Here is an 18267-nt window from a genome sequence, read left to right on the forward strand (position 1 = left end):
AAGGCATTTCGCGCGCGTCAGGGCAGTTCGCGTGCGCTCACGGGATCGGCCGTGGGCGGCAGCGCGCCGCGCAGGGGGCTCGGGGCCAGCCGGCGGTTGTCGGCGGGCAGCGCCGGCGGCGGAATCAGCTGGGTGCCTTCGTCGCGCAGGCCGCCGGTGCGGTTGCTCGCGGCGCCCAGCGGCGGTGCGGCCGGCAGGATGGGGGCGGCGCTCACGTTGCGCAGCATCACGTTGTCGGTGTTGGGCTGCGTTGCCTGCTGCAGGCCGCGGATCTGGTCGTAGCGGTCGTAGGCGAAGGCTTCGGTCGAATTCGCGTCGCGCATGACCACGGGGCGCAGGAACATCATCAGGTTGTTCTTCTCGCGCTTGCGGGTCTCGTTCTTGAACAGGTTGCCCACGATCGGGATGTCGCCGGCCAGCGGCACCTTCTCGATGGCGTTGCCGTAGGTGTCCGACAGCAGGCCGCCCAGCATGACCAGGCCGCCGTCTTCCACCAGCACGCTGGATTCGAGCGAGCGCTTGTTGGTGGTGGGGCCGTTCGGGTCGGTGGTGGTGCCGGCCGCGACGTTGGAGATCTCCTGGAAGATCTGCATCTTCACGGTGCCGTTCTCGTTGATGGTCGGGCGCACGCGCAGCGTGAGGCCCACGTCCTTGCGCTCGACGGTGGTGAAGGGGTTGATGCCCACCGAGCCCGAGGTGCTGGCGTACGAGCCGGTGGGGAAGGGCACGTTCTGGCCGATGACGATCTTGGCCTCTTCGTTGTCCAGCGTCAGCAGGTTGGGCGTGGACAGCACGTTGGCGTCGTTGTCGCTGCTGAAGAAGTTGGCGATGGCGCCCAGGATGTACTGGCCGCCGACCTTGCCCGCGATGCCCAGGTTCAGGCCGGTGGGAAGGTTGATGCCCGCCGCGTTGCGGGTGGCGATGGCCTGGGTCAGCGCCAGGATGTTGGCGCCCGTCAGGCTGGAGTTGGTGCCGATGACCGCGTTGTTGCCCAGCGCGCTTTGCCACTGCACGCCGAAGTTGGCGGCCTTGGTGGCGTTCACCTCGACGATGAGCGCCTCGATCATGACCTGCGCGCGGCGCCCGTCGAGCCGGTCGATCACCGCGCGCATCTGGCGGTACTGCGGCTCGGGCGCCGTGATGATCAGCGAGTTGGTGCTCGGGTCGGCCTGGATCTGGCCGCCGGTGGACGGCTGGTTGGCGTTGTTGAGCGGCGCCGAGGCCTGCGGCGAGCTGCTTCCCTGACCGCCGAAGGCCGACTGCTGCGCCTGCTGCGAGAACGCGTTCTGCCCCTGCGGCTGGGCCGCGCCACCGGCCGCGCCCGCGGCGCCGCCCTGGGTGGTGTTGATCTGGTTGGCCGCCATGGCGGCGCGCAGCGTGGCCGCCAGGCGCACCGCGTCGGCGTTCTTCAGGTAGACGACGTAGATGTTGCCGGCCGCGCCGTTGGTGCTTTCGGCGGCCGGGCGGTCGAGCTTGTCGACCAGCGAGCGCACCAGGCTCACGCGCGCCGGGTTGGCCGCGCGAAGAATCAGCGAGTTGCTGCGCGGGTCGGCCATCAGCGTGGTGCGGAACGACGCATCGGCGGCGCCCGGGGCAGCGGCCGCGCCCGGCGCGCCCGCACCGCCGCCGTCGATCAGGCGCTGCACCAGCGGCACCATGTCGGTGGCGATGGAGTGCTTGAGCTGGATCACCTCGATGTCGGACGCGTTCGGCACGTCGAGCGACGCGATGATGCGCGCCAGCCGGCGCATGTTGTCGGCGTAGTCGGTGATCACGAGCGAGTTGTTGCCCGGGTTCACGTTGATGGTGTTGTTCGGCGGAATCAGCGGGCGCAGCACCGGCAGCAGGCTGTTGGGCGACTCGTAGTTGAGCCGGAAGATCTGCGTGACGATCTGGTTGCTGCCGCTGGACGACGCGGCGCCGATGGAGGTGTTGACGGTGCTGCTCTGCAGCTTGGCGTCGGCCTCGGGCACCACCTTGTACAGGCCGTCGGCCTCCACCACCGCGAAGCCCTGCAGCCGCAGCGCCGAGGCGAACTGGTTGAAGGCCGCGGCCGGCTGGATGGCGCGGTCGGTGACCAGGTTCATCGTGCCCTTCACGCGCGGGTCGACCACCACGTCGCGCCCGGTGACCACCGCCATGGTGCGCGCCACGGCCTCGATGTCGGCGTTGGCGAAGTTGAGCGTGATCGGCTCCCCGCGGCGCGGCGCGTCCCCGGCCTGCGCGAACACGGCGGGCGCGGCCTGCAGGAAGGTGGCGGCGATCAGCACGCGCACCGCAAGGGCGACGGTGCCGGTCGAAAACAGTGGCTTCATCATGAGGATCAACCCAGGGTGATGATCGAGCGTGCGTTGTCGCGGCGCCCGATGATGTTCAACAAATTGGAAAGTGCGTCTTCGCGGCCTGGCGCGGCGCTGGCTTCGCCGTTGAAGCGGAACGAGGTGCCGTTCCAGCTGCCGCTGCCGTTGAGTTCGAGGCTGCCTTCGCGCGTGCTCAGCAGCAGCGTGGGGCTGGGGCCGCCGTCGAGCGTGAGTCGGTAGCTGCCCATCGGCCTCAGCGTCGACAGGCTGGAGGAAACGTCGGTGGCGTCGAGCGTGGCCTGGCCCGCGATGCGCAGCGCGGGACCGTCCCACTGCACTGCGAAGGCCTTGGTGGACAGGTCGAGCGCGCCTTCGAGCTTGAGCGTGTTCCAGGGCGCGCCCAGGCCGGCGAGCATGGTGGCGGGCCAGCGCGAGCGGCTGTCCTGCCAGGTGAGCAACATGCCGCCGGCGCGCGGGCTGGCCTTGAGTTCGAGCGGCTGGGCGGCACAGCAGGCCAGGTCGAGGCTGGCGGACATGCCGCCCCAGCCCGGACGCATGCGCCAGTGCAGCACGCCGGGCAGCGACACGGCCTGCGCGCCACCCGCGCCGCTGGCGAACACCACGGCAGCGGTGCCGTTCCACACGGTGCCGCGCGGGTTGGCCAGCACGAGGCGGCCTTCGCTCCAGCTCGACAGCGCCGCCGACAGCCAGCGGGCCGGCGCGAACAGCAGCACCGCTGCCAGCACGCCGAGGGTCAGCCCGAGCAAGGCCCAGCGCCAGCCGCGGGGCGGCCTGGGTTGGAAGGCGGAGGGGGCGGACCGGGTCACCATGCGGTGCTGCTCATCGCGCCGCGGGCAGCGCCATGACGACGGTGCCGTCCCAGCGGACCACCGGCGGCTTGGCGGCGTCCTTGCCGCCTGGCGACGGCGCGGCCGCGGAGGCGGGCGTGGAGGCGGGCGTGGATGTGGGCGCGCGGGTCAGGTGCACTTCGCGCGGCACCGCATGGGCATTGCCGCGGGCCTGGGCAAGCCATTGGGCGAGCGTGGGCGCAGGCGCGGCGCGCAGCGACACCGTGGCGGCACCGTCGCCGCCGGCCGTCATGAGCTGGGCATTGCTGACGCCGAGGCCGTCGCGCACCGAGGTCTCCAGGGCGCGCAGCGCGTCGTCGCGGTTCAGCCGCGGCTGCGATTGCAGCGCCTTCGCGCGGTTCTGCAGGGTGGCCATCTGCTGCAGTTGGGCGTCGAGCCGTGCGTGTTCGGCCGGGGCCGCGGCCAGCGTGCGCAACGCGGGGGCGAGCGCAATCCACCACATCAAGGCCAGTGCCACCAGCGTGGCGGCCCCTGCGACCAGGCGGCGCTCGCGCGCATCGAGCGCGGCCCAGCGCGCCTTGAGTTGTTCGCTGAAGTTCATCGGGTGGCCTCGGCCTGTGCCTGCACGAGCAGCAGGTCGCCTTCGGTGCGCACGCCGTAGCCGCGCGGCGCCATGGCGCCGGTGACCTGCGACACCTCCGACGGCTGCAGCCCCAGGCCGCGCAGGCGCAGCTGGCCTGCGCTGTAGTCGACGGCGCTGGGCACCTTGCCCGGCGGCAGGTTGGCGGCGAGCGCGCCGACCATGGGTTCGAAGTCGCTGTCGGCCACGTCGCCCACGGCCTGTTGCAGCGCCGAAACCTCGCGCTGCATCTGCAGCGGCGCGTCGATCACGATCTTCACCGAGGGGAATGTCTGGGTCAGCATGGTCTTGGCGGCCTGGCGCTTGGCGTCGAGCGCGTTGCGCTCCTTCCAGGCCCAGGCGTTCAGGCCGATGAGCTGGGTCAGCAGCAGCGCCACCACGCCCCAGCGCGCGGCACGCCATTCGGGTGCGTAGCGCAGGGTCTGGAAGACGGAGGCGAACTTCTTGCCGGCGCGCGCGCGGCCGGTCACGGCCAGGTCGAACTGCGCCAGCTCCCACGGCGTGCGCGCGGCCTGCAGCCAGCGCTGCGGCGTCTGCACGATGGGCACGCGGCGCTCCAGCAGGTGCTCGGCGGCTTCGGCCACGGCGGGTTCGGTGGTGATGACGGCAGTGTCCAGCGGCAGGCCGCTCGACAGCGCCAGCCCCGCACCGGCCAGCGGCAGAGAGACCACGCCGTCGGCGTCGCAGACGGTGAGCCGCGGCGCCTCGGGCTCGCCCGTGACCAGCAGCAGCGGCGGGGCGTCGAGCGGCTGGGGCGCGAACTCGGGAACGATGCGCACCACGCGCCGGCCGGCCGCTTCAAGCGCCTGCACCACGCTGCGCAGCCAGATGCGGTTGCAGGCCGCGACCCACACCGGCGCGCCGGCCTTGGCGTCGGGCTCGAGCGCGAAGTGCAGGCTCTCGGGCTCGTCGAGCAGGTGCTCTTCGAGCAGGCCGTCGAGCACCGCGCGCAGCCTGGAGGCGCTGCCCATGCTGCCCTTGGGCAGCGTGACGCGGTGCCACGAGAGGGCGGCGGAAGGAATGCCGAGCATGACTTCGCTGCCCGAGGGCAGGAGCGCCAGCAGCGCGCGGCCCTGGTTGCGCAACGCAATGCCGTCGTCGCCTGCTTGGGCCCAGTCGAACTCGCCCGCGGCGTCGGCCGGGGGGAGGGGGGCAAGGAGCAGCAAGGGGGTCATGTCGATGTTGGAAAAGCCGGTGGATTGTAGGTGTCTGTCCGACAGCGGAGCGCTCTTCTTTCGATAGCGTACTGTGCAGCTGTGACGCGCGTTAGAAGGCTTTTTATTTACAAATAGTGCCGCGAAATCAGGGTTTGACCGGAGTGTTCGTTGCGCCGGCGCCTCGGGTGCGCCAGATGGTCGTCACCGTGACACCGTTGCGTTGTAGGAGCGAGTGTTCCTCGACATAGGTGCGGTCCAGCCGCAGCCGGCCGTAGACCTCGAAATAGTTGGTGCCCACGCCGTGCTGCGCCGCGTTGAAGGGCGCGCTGCCGCTGGGCAACGCGGCGTTGGCGGCGGCGATGTCCTTGAAGAAGCTGCGCGTGCGGCGCTCCACCAGCTGGCGCGCGCTGGCGATGTTGAGCGACTCCATGCTGGCGCTGATGGCCTCGGCGCTGGCGGTGTTCAGGTTGAGCGTGGTGCGCACCGGCAGGATCGTCACGTAGGGTTCGAGCGCCGCCGCGGTCGAGGGCGACAGGCCGAGCCACACCAGCTGCGAGACTTCCTGCGGCATCAACGGGGCGCCGCCGGCATCGCCGTCGGCACCCGTGGCGAGCGCGCTGACGAGGCCCGTGGTCATGCGATTGAGCTCGGCCACCGGCAGTCCCAGCGTATTGAACAGCCGGGTGAAGGTGGCGACGCTGGCGGGTATGGGCTGGCCGGCGTCGACCAGCGACAGCACGTTGAGCTTGGACTGCGCGTCGACGATGCGGCCCGACAGGAACGCGTCGGGCAGGCCTTCGACGCTGTCGCTGGCCACGTTCTTCTCGGCCGCCAGGAAGGTGGTGAGCCGCGCCTCCTCGAGCGGCACGGCCCAGGGCTCGGTGAGGTTGTCGGAACCGCCGGCGCGGCCGTCCTCGCCGAGGATCAGCCGCGACCAGTCGAGCGCGCCGACCAGCACCCAGGCGGCCTGCACGCGGGCGCGCTCGGCGCCTTCGATCTCGGCGGCGCGCCATTGTTGCCAGAGCGCCGCGGCGGAAAAGGTGGCCACCAGCATCACCGTGAGCATCGCGGCGAGCAGGGCGGCGCCGGACTGGCGCTGGGCGGTCTTCGTCATGAGCTTCGGGGCGCGCCGACGGTGGGGCGGACCCAGTCGCGCGTGAGGGTGCCCGAGAGCCCGTCGCCCGGCGGCAGCGTGATCACCAGGCGCAGCCCGTCGGGCATGGCGACGACCGGGCCCGTGGGCGCATTGGGGGTGGCGGCGACGGTGGGCAACTGGCTGGCGGGCACCCAGGTGTTGTCGCGAAAGAAATAGAGCTGCCAGCTGCTGGCGGGCACCAGCGTGACGTCGCTGTAGCCGCCTGCGGCGCCGGTGCCGGCGTCCTGCGACCAGGCGGCGGCCATGTTCCAGGCCTGCTGCCACTCGCCGCGCGTGGCGAAGGGCAGCGACTGCCAGCGCCGCCAGCGCACGCCGTCGGGGCCTTGCTTGAGCGTCCAGGCGACCACCAGCACGGAGGGCGCGCTGGCGTCGCTGCCGCGCCGCGTGAGGCGCAGCACGCGGCCGTCCCAGTCGATCGGGCGGGTCTGCGCCAGCGTGGTCACGGCGTCGAGGTCGGCGCCCCACTGCGCAAGCGTGGTCTGCAGCGTCAGCACGGCGTCGGCGCGCTGCTGGTTCTGCGTGGTGGCGCGCGACATGCTCTCCAGTCCGCGCCAGCTCACGAGCGACAGAAGGGCCATCACCGAGATGGCGACGAGCAGCTCGATCAGCGTGAAGCCGCGCGGGGCGGTGGGTGTGGCGCGCCGCATCAGTAGCGCCCCACCACGGTCGAGATGCGCAGGATCGGCGCGTCGCCCTCGTCGCGCACCTGCACGTCGACACGGCGGAAGTTCGGGTTCAGCGTGGGAAAGGTCGAGGTCGTCACGTTGAACGACACGCCGGCCTGCGGGCAGATCGAGCCCGAGTCGCCCACCGCCGGCATCTGCCGCGAGAGCCGCGCTTTGGCGAGTTCGTTCTCCGCGCACAGCTCGGCCAGCACCAGGTCGGACTGGCGCTGCGCATTGCGGGTGAGCGACATCGTGGCCTGCGAGCCCGCAGCCAGCGCCAGCGCCACGATGCCCAGCGCGATCAGCACTTCGATCAGCGTGAAGCCGCGGCTGTGCGAGGCGCGTGAAGAAGAAGTGCGCCGCGCGTTCATTGCACGGCCGTCACGGTGAAGGGGCGCAGCCCGTCGGTGGCGATGCGCAACGCGCGGGCGGGTGGGCCGGCCGAATAGAGCATGACCTGCTGCGGCGCAATGATCGGGTCGGGCCCCAGCTGCAGGCCCGGAACCGGCACACCACTGGCGAGCGAAGCCTGGGCCGTGATGCCTTCGGCGGCCCAGCCGCTGGGCAGCGCACCGGCTGGCAGGCCGTCGAACACGAAACCGCCTTCCACCAGGCGCCACCGCACCACCACGCCGCTGGCGCGCGACTGGGCGCGCGCCGATTCGAGCAGGGCGGCCAGGCGGTCGCCCTCGCGGTCGAGCTTGGCGGCGTCGGTGTCGCGCATGGCGAAGCTCACGGCGGCGGTGGCGATCGCGATGATCGCAATCACCACGATCAGCTCCAGCAGGGTGAAGCCGGCGGCCGGATGGCTGTTGGGGGGAGGGTGTGGATGCAGGTTGCGGCGCGACGCGCCCGGGCTGCTACTGCCAGCTGCCGATGTCGGCATTCTTGCCCTCGCCGCCGCTCTGGCCGTCGGCGCCGAACGAGAGCACGTCGATCTCGCCCTTGATGCCCGGGTTCATGTACTGGTACGGATGGCCCCAGGGGTCGTTGGGCAGCTTCTCAACGTAGGGCTTCCAGTTGGGCGCGGCCGGGCCCGAGGTCGGGCGGGTGAGCAGCGCCTGCAGGCCCTGCTCGCCGGTGGGGTAGCGCTGGTTGTCCAGGCGGTAGAGCTTGAGCGCCTGCATCAGGTTGTTGATGTCGGTGCGTGCGGCCGTCACGCGGGCGTCGTCGGCGCGTTCGATCACGTTCGGCACGATCAGCGCCGCGAGCACGCCGATGATGACCAGCACGACCATCAGTTCGATCAGCGTGAAGCCGCGTTGGGCGGTGCGGGTGGCGGTACGAAGGAATTTTTTCATGGGTTCGGCGGACATGATTCGGAAGGCGCGCTGCATGATAATCCGCGCCCATGACAAGTCCTTACTCCGCCGCCCGCTGGCATGCCCCACTTGCAACGACAGGGCTTTGGGCGCTGGCAGCCGGTGCGGCCGTGTTCTGGGCGCTGCGCCTGGCTTCGCCGACCGACATGGTCGCGGCGGCCGCGACCATGCCCCGGCCGTCGGTTGCGGCCGACTCGGATGCGGTGGCGCGGCTGCTGGGCGTGCTCCCCGCATCGAGCACCGCGCCGGTGACGCCGGAGGCGGCCAGCCGCTTCGCACTGTCGGGCGTCGTGGCCGACCCGTCGAAGCAGGGCGCCGCGCTGATCGCCATCGACGGCAAGCCGCCGCGGCCGTTCCGCGTGGGGTCGAGGGTTGGCGACAACTACGTGCTGCAGTCGGTGGGGTTGCGCTCGGCCACGCTGGGCGCGCAGGCCGACGGGCCTGCGGCGTTCACGCTGCAACTGCCGGTGCGCGCACCGATCAGCGTGTCGAGCGTGCCGGGTGCATTGCCGACGGTGGCGGCTGCACCGCCCGTGTCCATGAGCGCCCCGCCTCCCGCCGGATTGCCGCCGGCGATGATGCCGGCGGTGGTGACGCCACCTCCGCAGCAGGCGCCTCAAGGGCAGGCGCAGTAGCCCGCAGCAGCGCGCAGCGAACGATTCAGCGACAGAAGCCGGCCTTGCGCCGGCTTCCGCTTTTTCAGGCCTGCAGGAACATGCGGTACGCCGGGTTGGCCGTTTCCTCGACGTAGGGATAGCCCAGCGTTTCGAGGAAGGCGTCGAACGCGGCGGACTCACCGGTCGGCACCTGCAGCCCGACCAAGATGCGGCCGTAGTCGGCGCCCTGGTTGCGGTAGTGGAACAGGCTGATGTTCCAGTTCGGCTTCATCAGGCTCAGGAACTTGAGCAGCGCGCCCGGGCGTTCGGGAAACACGAATCGCAGCAGCCGTTCGTCGTGCGCCAGACCGGTGCGCCCGCCCACGAGGTGGCGCAGATGCTCCTTGGCCAGTTCGTCGTGCGTGAGGTCCAGCGCCTCGAAGCCGTGCTCGTTGAAGCAGCGCGCGATGGTGGCTGACTCACCGCGTTCCGAGGTGGTGAGGCCGACGAACACATGGGCCTTGGCCGCGTCGCTGATGCGGTAGTTGAACTCGGTCACGTTGCGCGGCGCGCCGCCGGCCTCGGCGTCGCGCGCGGGCAATTCGCTCACCAGCTCGCAGAAGCGGCGGAAGCTGCCGCGCTCTTCGGGGATCGTGACCGCGAACAGTGCTTCGCGTTCTTCGCCGACCTCGGCCCGTTCGGCCACGAAGCGAAGCCGGTCGAAGTTCATGTTGGCGCCGCACAGGATCGCCGCGTAGGTCTCGCCCTGGCGGCCATGCTGGGCCGCGTACTGCTTGATGGCCGCCACCGCCAGCGCGCCCGCCGGTTCGACGATGCCGCGCGTGTCCACGAAGATGTCCTTGATGGCGGCGCACACGGCGTCCGTGTCGACGGCGATGTACTCGTCCACCAGCTCGCTGGCGATGCGGAAGGTTTCTTCGCCGACCAGCTTGACCGCGGTGCCGTCCGAGAACAGCCCGACGTCGGGCAGGTTCACCCGCTGGTGCGCGGCGACCGATTGCATCATCGCGTCGGAGTCGTTCATCTGCACGCCGATGACCTTGATCTCGGGACGCACGGCCTTGATGTAGTTGGCCACGCCGGAGATCAGGCCGCCGCCGCCGATCGCGACGAACACGGCGTCGAGCCGGCCCTGGTGCTGGCGCAGGATCTCCATCGCGATGGTGCCCTGGCCTGCAATGACGTCAGGGTCGTCGAAGGGGTGGACGAAGGTCAGGTCTTGCTGCGCCTGCAATTCGAGTGCGTGCAGATAGGCGTCCGAATAGCTGTCGCCGTGCAGCACGATTTCGCCGCCGAAGCCGCGTACCGCATCGATCTTCAAGCGGGGCGTGGTCACCGGCATCACGATGACGGCGCGGGTGCCGAGCTTGCGCGCGCCCAATGCAACGCCCTGTGCGTGATTGCCGGCGGATGCGCAAATCACGCCGCTCGCCAATTGCGCCGCACTCAGGTGCGCCATCTTGTTATAGGCGCCACGCAGCTTGAAGCTGAATACCGGTTGCTGGTCTTCGCGCTTGAGCAAGACCGTGTTGCCGAGCCGTGCGCTGAGCGCGCGCGCCTTCTCCAGAGCGGACTCCACGGCCACGTCGTACACACGGGCGTTGAGAATTTTTCTGAGATAGTCGGCGGGCGTCAGCGCCGGAGTAACAGGTGCATTGCGCACGATTTTTTCCAAGGGAGTTTTCATTTGCTAACCGTCGATGATAAGAGGCATCGGGATTGCATGCGGGTATGACATGGACACAAATGTCATAAACCTATTTCAAAGTACCCCCGCGGCCAATGATTCGGGATTTTTTGGACGCAGCTATTCCGCAGTTCACACGCCTGCCAATCAAATTACGATTGAGCAAAATTTGTTATCAATTTCTGTCAGCGACCTTTCCAAAGGGCTGATGCAGGCAGAGGCTGCGCGTGTTCAGCGAAAAGAAATTGGCCGGCCCACGTGGCAGGTCATGGGCAACAGATTGCGTGCGCACATCATTCCGTTGCTGGGTGATGTGCAGGCGCAGTCGTTCGTTACGGCCGATGCGCAACGCCTCATCGACCACCTCGGCGCGCAGGGCTTCACCAGCACGACGATCGCGCAGTACCTGGTGCTGTTGCGCAAGGTGTTGATGCATGGCGTGCACACTGGCGTGCTGCGCGATGCGCCGGCATTTCCGAAAGTGAAGGTGCGCAGCCAACCGCGCGGGAGCTTCAGCGTGGCGGAGTACAGAACGATCATTGGGGCCGCGCGAAGCTTGCGCGGGCACCCGCACCCGGTGCTCGATCAGCTGTCGGCCGGCGAGCGCTTCTGGATCGCGAGGGAACTGCTCGTGATGCCGGACGAATTGCCGTGGCTGATTCGTTGGATGGTGAACACCTTCGTGCGGCCGAGCGACATCAAGCTCATGAAGCACAAGCACATCGATGTGGTGCGCGGCAAGCATGTCTACCTGCGCATGAACCTGCCGGAGACCAAGCGGCACAGTCAACCCATCGTGAGCCTTCGACCCGCCGTGCGTGTCTATGAATGCTTGCTCGCTCATCGCGGCGAGCATGGATTTGGCGGCGCGGAAGACTACATCTTCATGCCGCATCTGAAGAACCGTGAACACGCATTGGCAGTGCTCAACTTCTTTTTCCACTGGGTGCTCGAGAAGACGGGGCTCGCCAAGGGGCCGCTGGGTCAGGCCAGGACGCTCTATTGCCTGCGCCACACAGCGATCACGTTGCGGCTCCTGTATGGGCAGGGCATCGACATGCTGACCTTGGCGCGCAACGCACGCACGAGCGTCAACATGGTTGAACGCTTCTACGCATCGGTGTTGAGCGGAGAAATGAATGTGGGGCTGCTGCAGAGCAGGCGTGGCCGGGTGACTTGAAGGGAAAGGGAAAGGACAAAAAGCCGCCCGGCTTGCACCGGGCGACTTGAGGCTTTGCTGAATCGAACTGGCGGGAGCCAGCATCGGGATCAAACGAAGGTCAGAACGCGTGACGGAGACCGAAGTCGTAGCCCGTCGAGTTCTTCGGCGTGAAGGCTCCAGCCGCGTTGTTGTAGAAGGCCGGGCCGCCCACAGTCAGTGCCGCGCCGTTCTTGTTGCTCACACGAGCCACCGTGGCGTACAGGGCCGTGCGCTTCGACAGGTTGTGCACGTAGCCGAGTGCCAGCTTGTTAGCCTTCGGGTCGCGAATCGGCAGAGCGAACGCGGTTTGAACCCTGTTCAAGTCGTACTTGACCGACGAGTACGAAGCGCGGATCAGGCCAGCACCGACCGGTACGGTCACGCCGAGCAGATAGCCCTTCAGGTTCACGTCGGGGCGACCTCCGCCGAAGGGGGTGACTTCGTAGTCACGCGAGTTCTTGGCGCGCGAAACTTCACCGAAGAGCTTTGCGGGACCGAAGTCGTACGAAGCACCGAGGTTGAAGGTCTTTACAGCGTCGGTGGTACCGGCGTAGTACTGGTCGCCCACAGTGCTGTTGCCGTAGGCAAGTGCGACGTCCAGAGGACCGTTGGCGTAGCCGAAGCGACCGCCAAGGTAGCGGCCGGTGCGGCTCTTGGCCGCGCTGGTCTGCTCGATGGCGCCGGTCTTCGAATTCAGGGCAAAGCCAGTGCCCGCAGTTGGCGTGAATTCACCGTTCTTGTACTTGTCGTTTTCGTGGAACGCGTACATCAGTTGACCGTAGAAGCCACCCAGGTTCGGCGGCAGGAAGTAGCCGATCGAGTTGCTGGCGCGAACGTAGTTGGCATTGCCGCCGAAGCCGCCCGTGCCGCCGGCGGTGTTGAAACCGTTGGCCGTCGAGATCAGGTTGGTGCCCACGCCGTTGGTGCCGAACGGATCGAACACGGTGTCGTTCCAGAAGGTCGGGGTGTAGTCACGACCGAGGCGGACTTCACCGAAACCACCAGACAGGCTCACGGTCGAGCGACGAGCGAACGTCGAGACACCGGTTGCGCCGTCGTCATTGGTGATCGGGGCTTCGAGCCAGAAGCTGGCTGCCAGACCGCCACCCAGGTCTTCCGTACCACGGAAGCCCAGACGGCTGGAGTTGTAGCCCGAATTCGCCAGAGCGGTACGGCGGACCTTGACGCTACCTTGGTTCGTATACGTGGGAATCTGGAAGTCGTTGCGCAGAACGGTGGGCTTCAGGTCCCGCGAACTGGACGAATAGCTGCTGATCGATGCGTCGACCACACCGAACAGAGTGACGGACGACTGGGCCGAGGCAACACCGGCAACAGCCAGGGCAGCCAGAGCAGCTGCCCTTTCAGGCGCGCGCACTAGAGTGGCTCAGGCCTGCTGCGCGGCCAGCGGCAAAGAAAAAAGCCCCGAGCTTTGCAGCTCGGGGCTAAATCCACCAATTGGAAGGGTGGAGGAGACAACTGGCTGCACGCAACGGGGCGTGCAATGAAATAAAGTATATCGACTGTTTGCTGCGATGCAACAAGCGAGTGACGCTTTTCCCACACATAAACCGATGTTTGGTGTGCATTTTTGCCTGACATCCCTCACTGGAACCCCGAACGACCATGGAATGCACAGTAAGTTGGACCGGTGACGCCGGCACCCGATCGGCCATGGGCTTCGTTGCCGAGACCGGCAGCGGCCATGTCCTGACGATGGACGGCGCACCCGACGCCACCAAGCCCGAGAACGGCGGCCAGAACCTGGCGCCCCGGCCCATGGAGACGCTGCTCGCGGGCACCGGCGGCTGCACGGCCTATGACGTCGTGCTCATCCTGAAGCGCGGGCGCCATCGCGTCGAGCGCTGCAGCGTCAAGCTGACGAGCGAACGCGCCGAAAAGGATCCCAAGGTGTTCACCAAGATCCACATGCATTTCACGGTGGCGGGCAAAGGCATCCCGGCCTCGGCCGTGGAGCGCGCAGTTGCGCTGAGCCACGAAACCTACTGTTCCGCCAGCATCATGCTGGCGAAGACGGCCGAAATCACCACCAGTTTCGATCTGATCGAAACCTGAGGGCCGGACCGTACCGGCTCAGATGCGGTGCGCCAGCGTTGTCATGATGCGGGACGCCACGCGCATCAGGGCCTTGGCGGGGGGCGGCAGTTCCGCAGCCCCGGCGTCGACGGCTTGCGCTGCGTGGCGTGCCTCGTCGAGCTTCATTTGCTCGACGACGGCCCTGGAGGCACTGTCGGCGGTTGGGAGGCGGTTCAGGTGGCTGTCGAGGTGGGCCTCCACCTGCCGCTCCGTTTCAGCGACGAACCCCAGGCTCAGCGGATCTCCCAGCCGCCCCGCAACCAGCCCGAGGCCGAAAGCGCCGGCGTACCAGAGCGGATTCAGTATCGAGGGCCTTGCGCCAAGTTCATCCAGGCGCTGGCGTGTCCAGGCCAGATGATCGGTTTCCTCGTGTGCAGCCTCGATGAACTGGGCGCGCAAGGATGGGTCATGCGTCACGGCGGCCTGCGCGGTATAGAGCGCTTGTGCACAGACCTCGCCGACGTGGTTCACGCGCATCAGGGCGCCGGCCTCCCTCCGCTCATGAGCGCTCAGCTCGCCCGGGGCATCGAAGGGGGCGGGCATGGCCCGGGTGGCGTGGGGGCGGGCAAAAAGAGTGCGCAGTGCCGCGTCCGCCGCGGTCAGAACAGGATCTAGCAGGGGCGTCATGGGTCTATTTGAACCCACGTGAGAAATGACCTGCTTGAGCGTTGTCATATTTCACATGGTGGCAAGAAGAGTGGCCTAAGTCCTTTGTTGCAGGCGTGCAACGAAACGCGCTGACCAGCCAACTTTTCGGGCGAATTGTTTTGCCCTGCTGCGGCGGCTCTGGTGCAATAGCAACAACTTCCCAAAAGGAGGTTGGCCCGGGGTCCGGTGGGAGCACTAAGTGCCAGTCACAGTGAGCCCTTCGCACCGGAGCCCTATGTTTAACCTTGGAGAAACTTGCAATGAAAAAATCTCTAGTTGCTCTGGCTGCCCTGGCTGTTGCCGGTGTTGCCTCGGCCCAGTCGTCCGTCACTCTGTTCGGTGTGGTCGACGCGTCGATCAGCGGCTACTCGAGCACCTCGCGTGACCTGAATGGCGCCACGTTCCTGAACCCGTTCTACCAAAACCAAGGCAGCGTCAAGGCCAAGAGCACGCAGCTGGCTAACTCGGGCTACAACTCGAGCCGCCTGGGCTTCCGTGGTACGGAAGACCTCGGTGGTGGCCTGGCAGCCAGCTTCTGGCTCGAAGCCCCGATCTCCAACGACGACGGCCAGCAAGGTATCGCGACGTTCGCACGTCGCTCGACCGTGAGCCTGTCGGGTGGTTTCGGTGAAATCCGCCTGGGTCGTGACTACACGCCGACGTTCTGGAACGACACCGTGTTCGATCCGTTCGGCACCAACGGCGTTGGCACGAACCTGATCTCGACGGCTAACACGCCTTTCGGCAACTTCGGTACCCCCGCAGCTTCGACTGGCGCTTTCACCAACGTTGGCAACAGCAACTACGTTCGCGCCAGCAACACCGTCGGCTACTTCCTGCCGCCGAACCTGGGTGGTTTCTACGGTCAAGTGATGTACGGCTTCAACGAGAAGACCAAGTACAGCCCGGGTCTTGCTACGCCTAACGTGGCCAACAGCCAGCGCCAAGGTCGTTACGTCGGCGGCCGCTTCGGCTACGCGAATGGTCCTCTGGACGTTGCGCTGGCTTACGGCAGCAGCACCGTGGGTGACGACTACTACGCCGGCACGACCACCAAGGTCAACACGCTGAACCTGGGCGCTTCGTATGACTTCGGTCCCGTGAAGCTGTTCGGTGAAGTGTCGCGGGCCAAGAACAAGATCGACTACGAAGTGACCCCGCTGGCTGGTGGCCGTGCTGACATCGACCTGACCGGTTACCTGCTCGGCGTGACCGTGCCGGTCGGTGCTGGCCTGATCCGCGCTTCGTACTCGGCTGTCAAGTACGACCTGAACGCAGTTCAGAACCCGTTCGCTCTGCCGATCCGCGACCCGAAGGCCAACAAGCTGGCTCTGGGCTACGTGCACAACCTGTCGAAGCGCACGGCTCTGTACGCAACGATCGCTCGCGTCAGCAACAAGAACGGCGCGGCACTGACTGTGGGCGGCCCGGCGTTCATCAGCAACGCAACGTTCACCCCGAAGACCTCGACGGGCTACGACTTCGGTATCCGTCACGCTTTCTAATTTGACGCTGGCGTAAGCCAGCTTCGAATCAAAAGCTCAAGAAGCCACTCGACGAAAGTCGAGTGGCTTTTTTCGTTCTGGCGCACCCGTCGTGATGAGTGTTGGCAAAGAGCACCAAGTGCGTGCACCCCCGGGGAACCCCCGTGCGGGCACGCACCTTGCACTGCTAGCATGCCCGTAAACTTTAGTAGCTGAATGATCGCCTTTGTACTGCGCCGCCTGATCCAGGCCGTGATCGTGATGATCGCGGTCGCGTTCATCGCCTTTCTCTTGTTCCAGTATGTCGGCGACCCCGTCGTGTTCCTGCTGGGACAAGACGCCAAGCCCGACCAGATCCGCGAACTGCGCGCTTCATTGGGGCTCGACCAGCCCTTCTTCGTGCAGTTCTGGCACTTCCTGGTGAATGCCGCGCAGGGTGAGTTCGGATTGAGCCTGCGCCAGGGCGCCAAGGTGTCGCGCCTCATCGGCGAACGCTTTCCCGCCACGCTCGAACTTGCGCTCGTGGCTGCGGTGCTCGCGTTGTTCATCGGCATCCCGATGGGCGTGTACACCGCGCTGCGCCGCGGCACCTTCATGAGCCAGGTGTTCATGACCGTGTCGCTGCTGGGCGTGTCGCTGCCCACGTTCCTGATCGGCATCCTGCTGATCCTCGTGTTCGCGGTCACGCTCGGCTGGTTTCCCAGCTTCGGGCGCGGCGAGACGGTGAGCTTCGGCTGGTGGACCAGCGGCCTGTTCCGCGCCGACGGCTGGCACCACATCGTGCTGCCGGCCGTGACGCTGGCGATCTTTCAGCTCACGCTCATCATGCGGCTGGTGCGCGCCGAGATGCTCGAGGTGCTGCGCACCGACTACATCAAGTTCGCGCGCGCGCGCGGCCTGTCGAACCGCGCCATCCATTTCGGTCACGCGCTCAAGAACACGCTGGTGCCGGTGATGACCATCACCGGCCTGCAGCTCGGCGGCCTGATCGCCTTTGCCATCATCACTGAGTCGGTGTTCCAGTGGCCGGGCATGGGCCTGCTGTTCATCCAGGCCGTCACCTTCGCCGACATCCCGGTGATGGCGGCCTACCTCTGCCTCATTGCCTTGATCTTCGTGGTGATCAATCTGGTGGTCGACCTGCTGTATTTCGTGGTCGATCCGCGTCTGCGCGTTGGCAAGGCGGGAGGGCACTGACATGACGACGGCAGCGACAGCCGAGGAACCGCGCCTGCGGGCGTCCGGACGTGCGTTCGCGCACATCGCCAGCTTCTATCCCGAGATCACGGCCTTTCGCCGCGACCTGCATGCACACCCCGAACTCGGTTTCGAGGAGGTCTACACCTCGGGGCGCGTGCGCGAGGCCCTTCGTGCCTGCGGTGTGGACGAGATCCACGAAGGCATCGGCAAGACCGGTGTGGTGGGCGTCATCCGCGGCCGCTCCACGGCCAGTGGCCGCCTGATCGGCCTGCGCGCCGACATGGATGCGCTGCCCATGCGCGAGGACAACGACTTCGGCTGGCGCTCCGCCAAGGACGGCCTCATGCACGGCTGCGGCCACGACGGCCACACCGCCATGCTGGTCGGCGCGGCGCGCTACCTGGCCGAAACACGCGACTTCGACGGCACGGCCGTGCTGATCTTCCAGCCCGGCGAAGAAGGCTTCGCCGGCGCGCGCGTGATGATCGAGGACGGCCTGTTCGACCGCTTCCCGGTGAACGCCGTCTACGCCATGCACAACTGGCCCGCCATGCCGGCCGGCACCGTGGGCATCAACCGCGGCGCCATGATGGCCGCGGCCGACCGCGTCACCATCCACATCAAGGGCAAGGGTGGCCATGGCGCGCACGCTTACCAGACCGTCGACCCGGTGATCGTCGCGGCGCACATCATCACCGCGGCCCAGAGCATCGTCTCGCGCAACGTGCGCCCCATCGACGCCGCGGTCCTCAGCATCTGCGCCATGCAGGCCGGCGACCTCGGCGCCATGAGCGTGATACCGGGCGAGGCGACGCTGGTCGGCACGGTGCGAACTTTCAGCGCCCGCGTGCAGGCGCAGGTCGAGCAGCGGCTGAGCGAGCTGTGCACGGCCATTGCTTCCGGCTTCGGCGCGAGCGCCAGCATCCAGTACGAGCGCATCTACCCCGCCACCATCAACACCGCGCCCGAGGCGATGTTCGCGGCCGACGTGGCCGAATCGCTGGTGGGCGCGAAGAACGTCGACCGCAACATGGAGCCCAGCATGGGCGCCGAGGACTTCTCCTTCATGTTGCAGAAGAAGGCAGGCGCCTACCTGCGCATCGGCCAGAACGTGCGCGAAGGCGCCTACCTGCACAACAGCCGCTACGACTTCAATGACGAGATCCTGCCGCTCGGCGCCGCGCTGCACGCCGGCCTGATCGAGCAGGGCATGCCGCTTGCCGCTACCCGCGGCGCGCAGCCAGTGAAAGCAGCCGCCACCGCGGCGACGTGATGTGTTCGATT

At 67.3% G+C, this 18267-nt stretch carries 18 protein-coding genes; 6 read left to right on the forward strand and 12 right to left on the reverse strand.

Annotated features, from left to right (window positions below; genetic code table 11):
- Positions 1–17 precede the first annotated feature (17 nt).
- The 9 genes from gspD to gspG form a co-directional block, all read right to left on the reverse strand.
- On the reverse strand, positions 18–2318 hold the full coding sequence (gene gspD, locus ACSFBM_RS00865) for a type II secretion system secretin GspD (protein WP_435482709.1): 2301 nt from the start codon (positions 2316–2318) through the stop codon (positions 18–20).
- A gap of 5 nt (positions 2319–2323) precedes the next feature.
- The gene (gene gspN, locus ACSFBM_RS00870; RefSeq protein WP_435482710.1) at positions 2324–3130 is read right to left on the reverse strand and encodes a type II secretion system protein N; all 807 of its coding nucleotides are present in this window, start codon (positions 3128–3130) and stop codon (positions 2324–2326) included.
- A 10-nt stretch (positions 3131–3140) separates the two neighbouring features.
- Positions 3141–3710: a type II secretion system protein GspM gene (gspM, locus tag ACSFBM_RS00875; protein WP_435482711.1), complete on the reverse strand. Its 570-nt coding sequence runs from the start codon at positions 3708–3710 to the stop codon at positions 3141–3143.
- A complete protein-coding gene (gene gspL / locus ACSFBM_RS00880; protein WP_435482712.1) occupies positions 3707–4924 on the reverse strand; it encodes a type II secretion system protein GspL in 1218 nt (405 codons plus the stop codon). Before gspL ends, gspM begins: the two co-directional genes overlap by 4 nt.
- A 127-nt stretch (positions 4925–5051) precedes the next feature.
- Positions 5052–6020, reverse strand: a complete 969-nt coding sequence (gspK, locus tag ACSFBM_RS00885; protein ID WP_435482713.1) for a type II secretion system minor pseudopilin GspK — start codon at positions 6018–6020, stop codon at positions 5052–5054.
- Positions 6017–6709, reverse strand: coding sequence for a PulJ/GspJ family protein (locus tag ACSFBM_RS00890; protein ID WP_435482714.1), 693 nt, complete (start codon positions 6707–6709; stop codon positions 6017–6019). Before ACSFBM_RS00890 ends, gspK begins: the two co-directional genes overlap by 4 nt.
- Entirely contained in the window at positions 6709–7098 is a 390-nt protein-coding gene (gene gspI, locus ACSFBM_RS00895) for a type II secretion system minor pseudopilin GspI (RefSeq protein ID WP_435482715.1), read from the reverse strand. Before gspI ends, ACSFBM_RS00890 begins: the two co-directional genes overlap by 1 nt.
- Positions 7095–7613 carry a prepilin-type N-terminal cleavage/methylation domain-containing protein gene (locus tag ACSFBM_RS00900; RefSeq protein WP_435482716.1) on the reverse strand — a complete coding sequence of 173 codons (519 nt, stop codon included), beginning with the start codon at positions 7611–7613 and terminating at the stop codon, positions 7095–7097. Before ACSFBM_RS00900 ends, gspI begins: the two co-directional genes overlap by 4 nt.
- Entirely contained in the window at positions 7588–8028 is a 441-nt protein-coding gene (gene gspG / locus ACSFBM_RS00905; RefSeq protein ID WP_435482717.1) for a type II secretion system major pseudopilin GspG, read from the reverse strand. Before gspG ends, ACSFBM_RS00900 begins: the two co-directional genes overlap by 26 nt.
- A gap of 50 nt (positions 8029–8078) precedes the next feature.
- Between gspG and ACSFBM_RS00910 the strand changes: the two genes are divergently transcribed.
- A complete protein-coding gene (locus ACSFBM_RS00910; RefSeq protein ID WP_435482718.1) occupies positions 8079–8684 on the forward strand; it encodes a type II secretion system protein N in 606 nt (201 codons plus the stop codon).
- A 64-nt stretch (positions 8685–8748) separates the two neighbouring features.
- Here the strand turns inward: ACSFBM_RS00910 and ilvA are convergent, their stop codons facing one another.
- Positions 8749–10353: a threonine ammonia-lyase, biosynthetic gene (gene ilvA / locus ACSFBM_RS00915; RefSeq protein ID WP_435482719.1), complete on the reverse strand. Its 1605-nt coding sequence runs from the start codon at positions 10351–10353 to the stop codon at positions 8749–8751.
- A 49-nt stretch (positions 10354–10402) separates the two neighbouring features.
- Here ilvA and ACSFBM_RS00920 point away from each other — a divergent pair, with 49 nt between their 5' ends.
- Entirely contained in the window at positions 10403–11533 is a 1131-nt protein-coding gene (locus ACSFBM_RS00920; protein WP_435482720.1) for a hypothetical protein, read from the forward strand.
- A gap of 100 nt (positions 11534–11633) precedes the next feature.
- Here the strand turns inward: ACSFBM_RS00920 and ACSFBM_RS00925 are convergent, their stop codons facing one another.
- Positions 11634–12932: a porin gene (locus ACSFBM_RS00925; RefSeq protein WP_435482721.1), complete on the reverse strand. Its 1299-nt coding sequence runs from the start codon at positions 12930–12932 to the stop codon at positions 11634–11636.
- 248 nt (positions 12933–13180) lie between these two features.
- Between ACSFBM_RS00925 and ACSFBM_RS00930 the strand changes: the two genes are divergently transcribed.
- The gene (locus tag ACSFBM_RS00930) at positions 13181–13630 is read left to right on the forward strand and encodes an OsmC family protein (RefSeq protein ID WP_435441931.1); all 450 of its coding nucleotides are present in this window, start codon (positions 13181–13183) and stop codon (positions 13628–13630) included.
- 18 nt (positions 13631–13648) lie between these two features.
- Here ACSFBM_RS00930 and coq7 read toward each other — a convergent pair whose 3' ends face one another.
- Entirely contained in the window at positions 13649–14278 is a 630-nt protein-coding gene (gene coq7 / locus ACSFBM_RS00935; protein ID WP_435482722.1) for a 2-polyprenyl-3-methyl-6-methoxy-1,4-benzoquinone monooxygenase, read from the reverse strand.
- 281 nt (positions 14279–14559) lie between these two features.
- Between coq7 and ACSFBM_RS00940 the strand changes: the two genes are divergently transcribed.
- The 3 genes from ACSFBM_RS00940 to ACSFBM_RS00950 all read left to right on the forward strand — a co-directional run bounded on the left by ACSFBM_RS00940 (position 14560) and on the right by ACSFBM_RS00950 (position 18256).
- The gene (locus ACSFBM_RS00940) at positions 14560–15804 is read left to right on the forward strand and encodes a porin (RefSeq protein ID WP_435482723.1); all 1245 of its coding nucleotides are present in this window, start codon (positions 14560–14562) and stop codon (positions 15802–15804) included.
- 195 nt (positions 15805–15999) lie between these two features.
- A complete protein-coding gene (locus tag ACSFBM_RS00945; protein WP_435441666.1) occupies positions 16000–16980 on the forward strand; it encodes an ABC transporter permease in 981 nt (326 codons plus the stop codon).
- A gap of 1 nt (position 16981) precedes the next feature.
- Positions 16982–18256: a M20 aminoacylase family protein gene (locus ACSFBM_RS00950; protein ID WP_435482724.1), complete on the forward strand. Its 1275-nt coding sequence runs from the start codon at positions 16982–16984 to the stop codon at positions 18254–18256.
- The last annotated feature ends 11 nt before the right edge of the window (positions 18257–18267 follow it).

It is taken from the genome of Variovorax pasteuri (assembly GCF_051216435.1).
In the GTDB taxonomy this organism is placed as follows: Bacteria; Pseudomonadota; Gammaproteobacteria; order Burkholderiales; family Burkholderiaceae_C; genus Variovorax.

Excerpts from the sequence above, each read along its gene's own strand:
- gspD (WP_435482709.1), bottom strand. The coding sequence starts at position 2,318 with ATGATGAAGCCACTGTTTTCGACCGGCACCGTCGCCCTTGCGGTGCGC.
- gspN (WP_435482710.1), bottom strand. The coding sequence starts at position 3,130 with ATGGTGACCCGGTCCGCCCCCTCCGCCTTCCAACCCAGGCCGCCCCGC.
- gspM (WP_435482711.1), bottom strand. The coding sequence starts at position 3,710 with ATGAACTTCAGCGAACAACTCAAGGCGCGCTGGGCCGCGCTCGATGCG.
- gspL (WP_435482712.1), bottom strand. The coding sequence starts at position 4,924 with ATGACCCCCTTGCTGCTCCTTGCCCCCCTCCCCCCGGCCGACGCCGCG.
- gspK (WP_435482713.1), bottom strand. The coding sequence starts at position 6,020 with ATGACGAAGACCGCCCAGCGCCAGTCCGGCGCCGCCCTGCTCGCCGCG.
- ACSFBM_RS00890 (WP_435482714.1), bottom strand. The coding sequence starts at position 6,709 with ATGCGGCGCGCCACACCCACCGCCCCGCGCGGCTTCACGCTGATCGAG.
- gspI (WP_435482715.1), bottom strand. The coding sequence starts at position 7,098 with ATGAACGCGCGGCGCACTTCTTCTTCACGCGCCTCGCACAGCCGCGGC.
- ACSFBM_RS00900 (WP_435482716.1), bottom strand. The coding sequence starts at position 7,613 with ATGCCGACATCGGCAGCTGGCAGTAGCAGCCCGGGCGCGTCGCGCCGC.
- gspG (WP_435482717.1), bottom strand. The coding sequence starts at position 8,028 with ATGAAAAAATTCCTTCGTACCGCCACCCGCACCGCCCAACGCGGCTTC.
- ACSFBM_RS00910 (WP_435482718.1), top strand. The coding sequence starts at position 8,079 with ATGACAAGTCCTTACTCCGCCGCCCGCTGGCATGCCCCACTTGCAACG.
- ilvA (WP_435482719.1), bottom strand. The coding sequence starts at position 10,353 with ATGAAAACTCCCTTGGAAAAAATCGTGCGCAATGCACCTGTTACTCCG.
- ACSFBM_RS00920 (WP_435482720.1), top strand. The coding sequence starts at position 10,403 with ATGGACACAAATGTCATAAACCTATTTCAAAGTACCCCCGCGGCCAAT.
- ACSFBM_RS00930 (WP_435441931.1), top strand. The coding sequence starts at position 13,181 with ATGGAATGCACAGTAAGTTGGACCGGTGACGCCGGCACCCGATCGGCC.
- coq7 (WP_435482722.1), bottom strand. The coding sequence starts at position 14,278 with ATGACGCCCCTGCTAGATCCTGTTCTGACCGCGGCGGACGCGGCACTG.
- ACSFBM_RS00940 (WP_435482723.1), top strand. The coding sequence starts at position 14,560 with ATGAAAAAATCTCTAGTTGCTCTGGCTGCCCTGGCTGTTGCCGGTGTT.
- ACSFBM_RS00945 (WP_435441666.1), top strand. The coding sequence starts at position 16,000 with ATGATCGCCTTTGTACTGCGCCGCCTGATCCAGGCCGTGATCGTGATG.
- ACSFBM_RS00950 (WP_435482724.1), top strand. The coding sequence starts at position 16,982 with ATGACGACGGCAGCGACAGCCGAGGAACCGCGCCTGCGGGCGTCCGGA.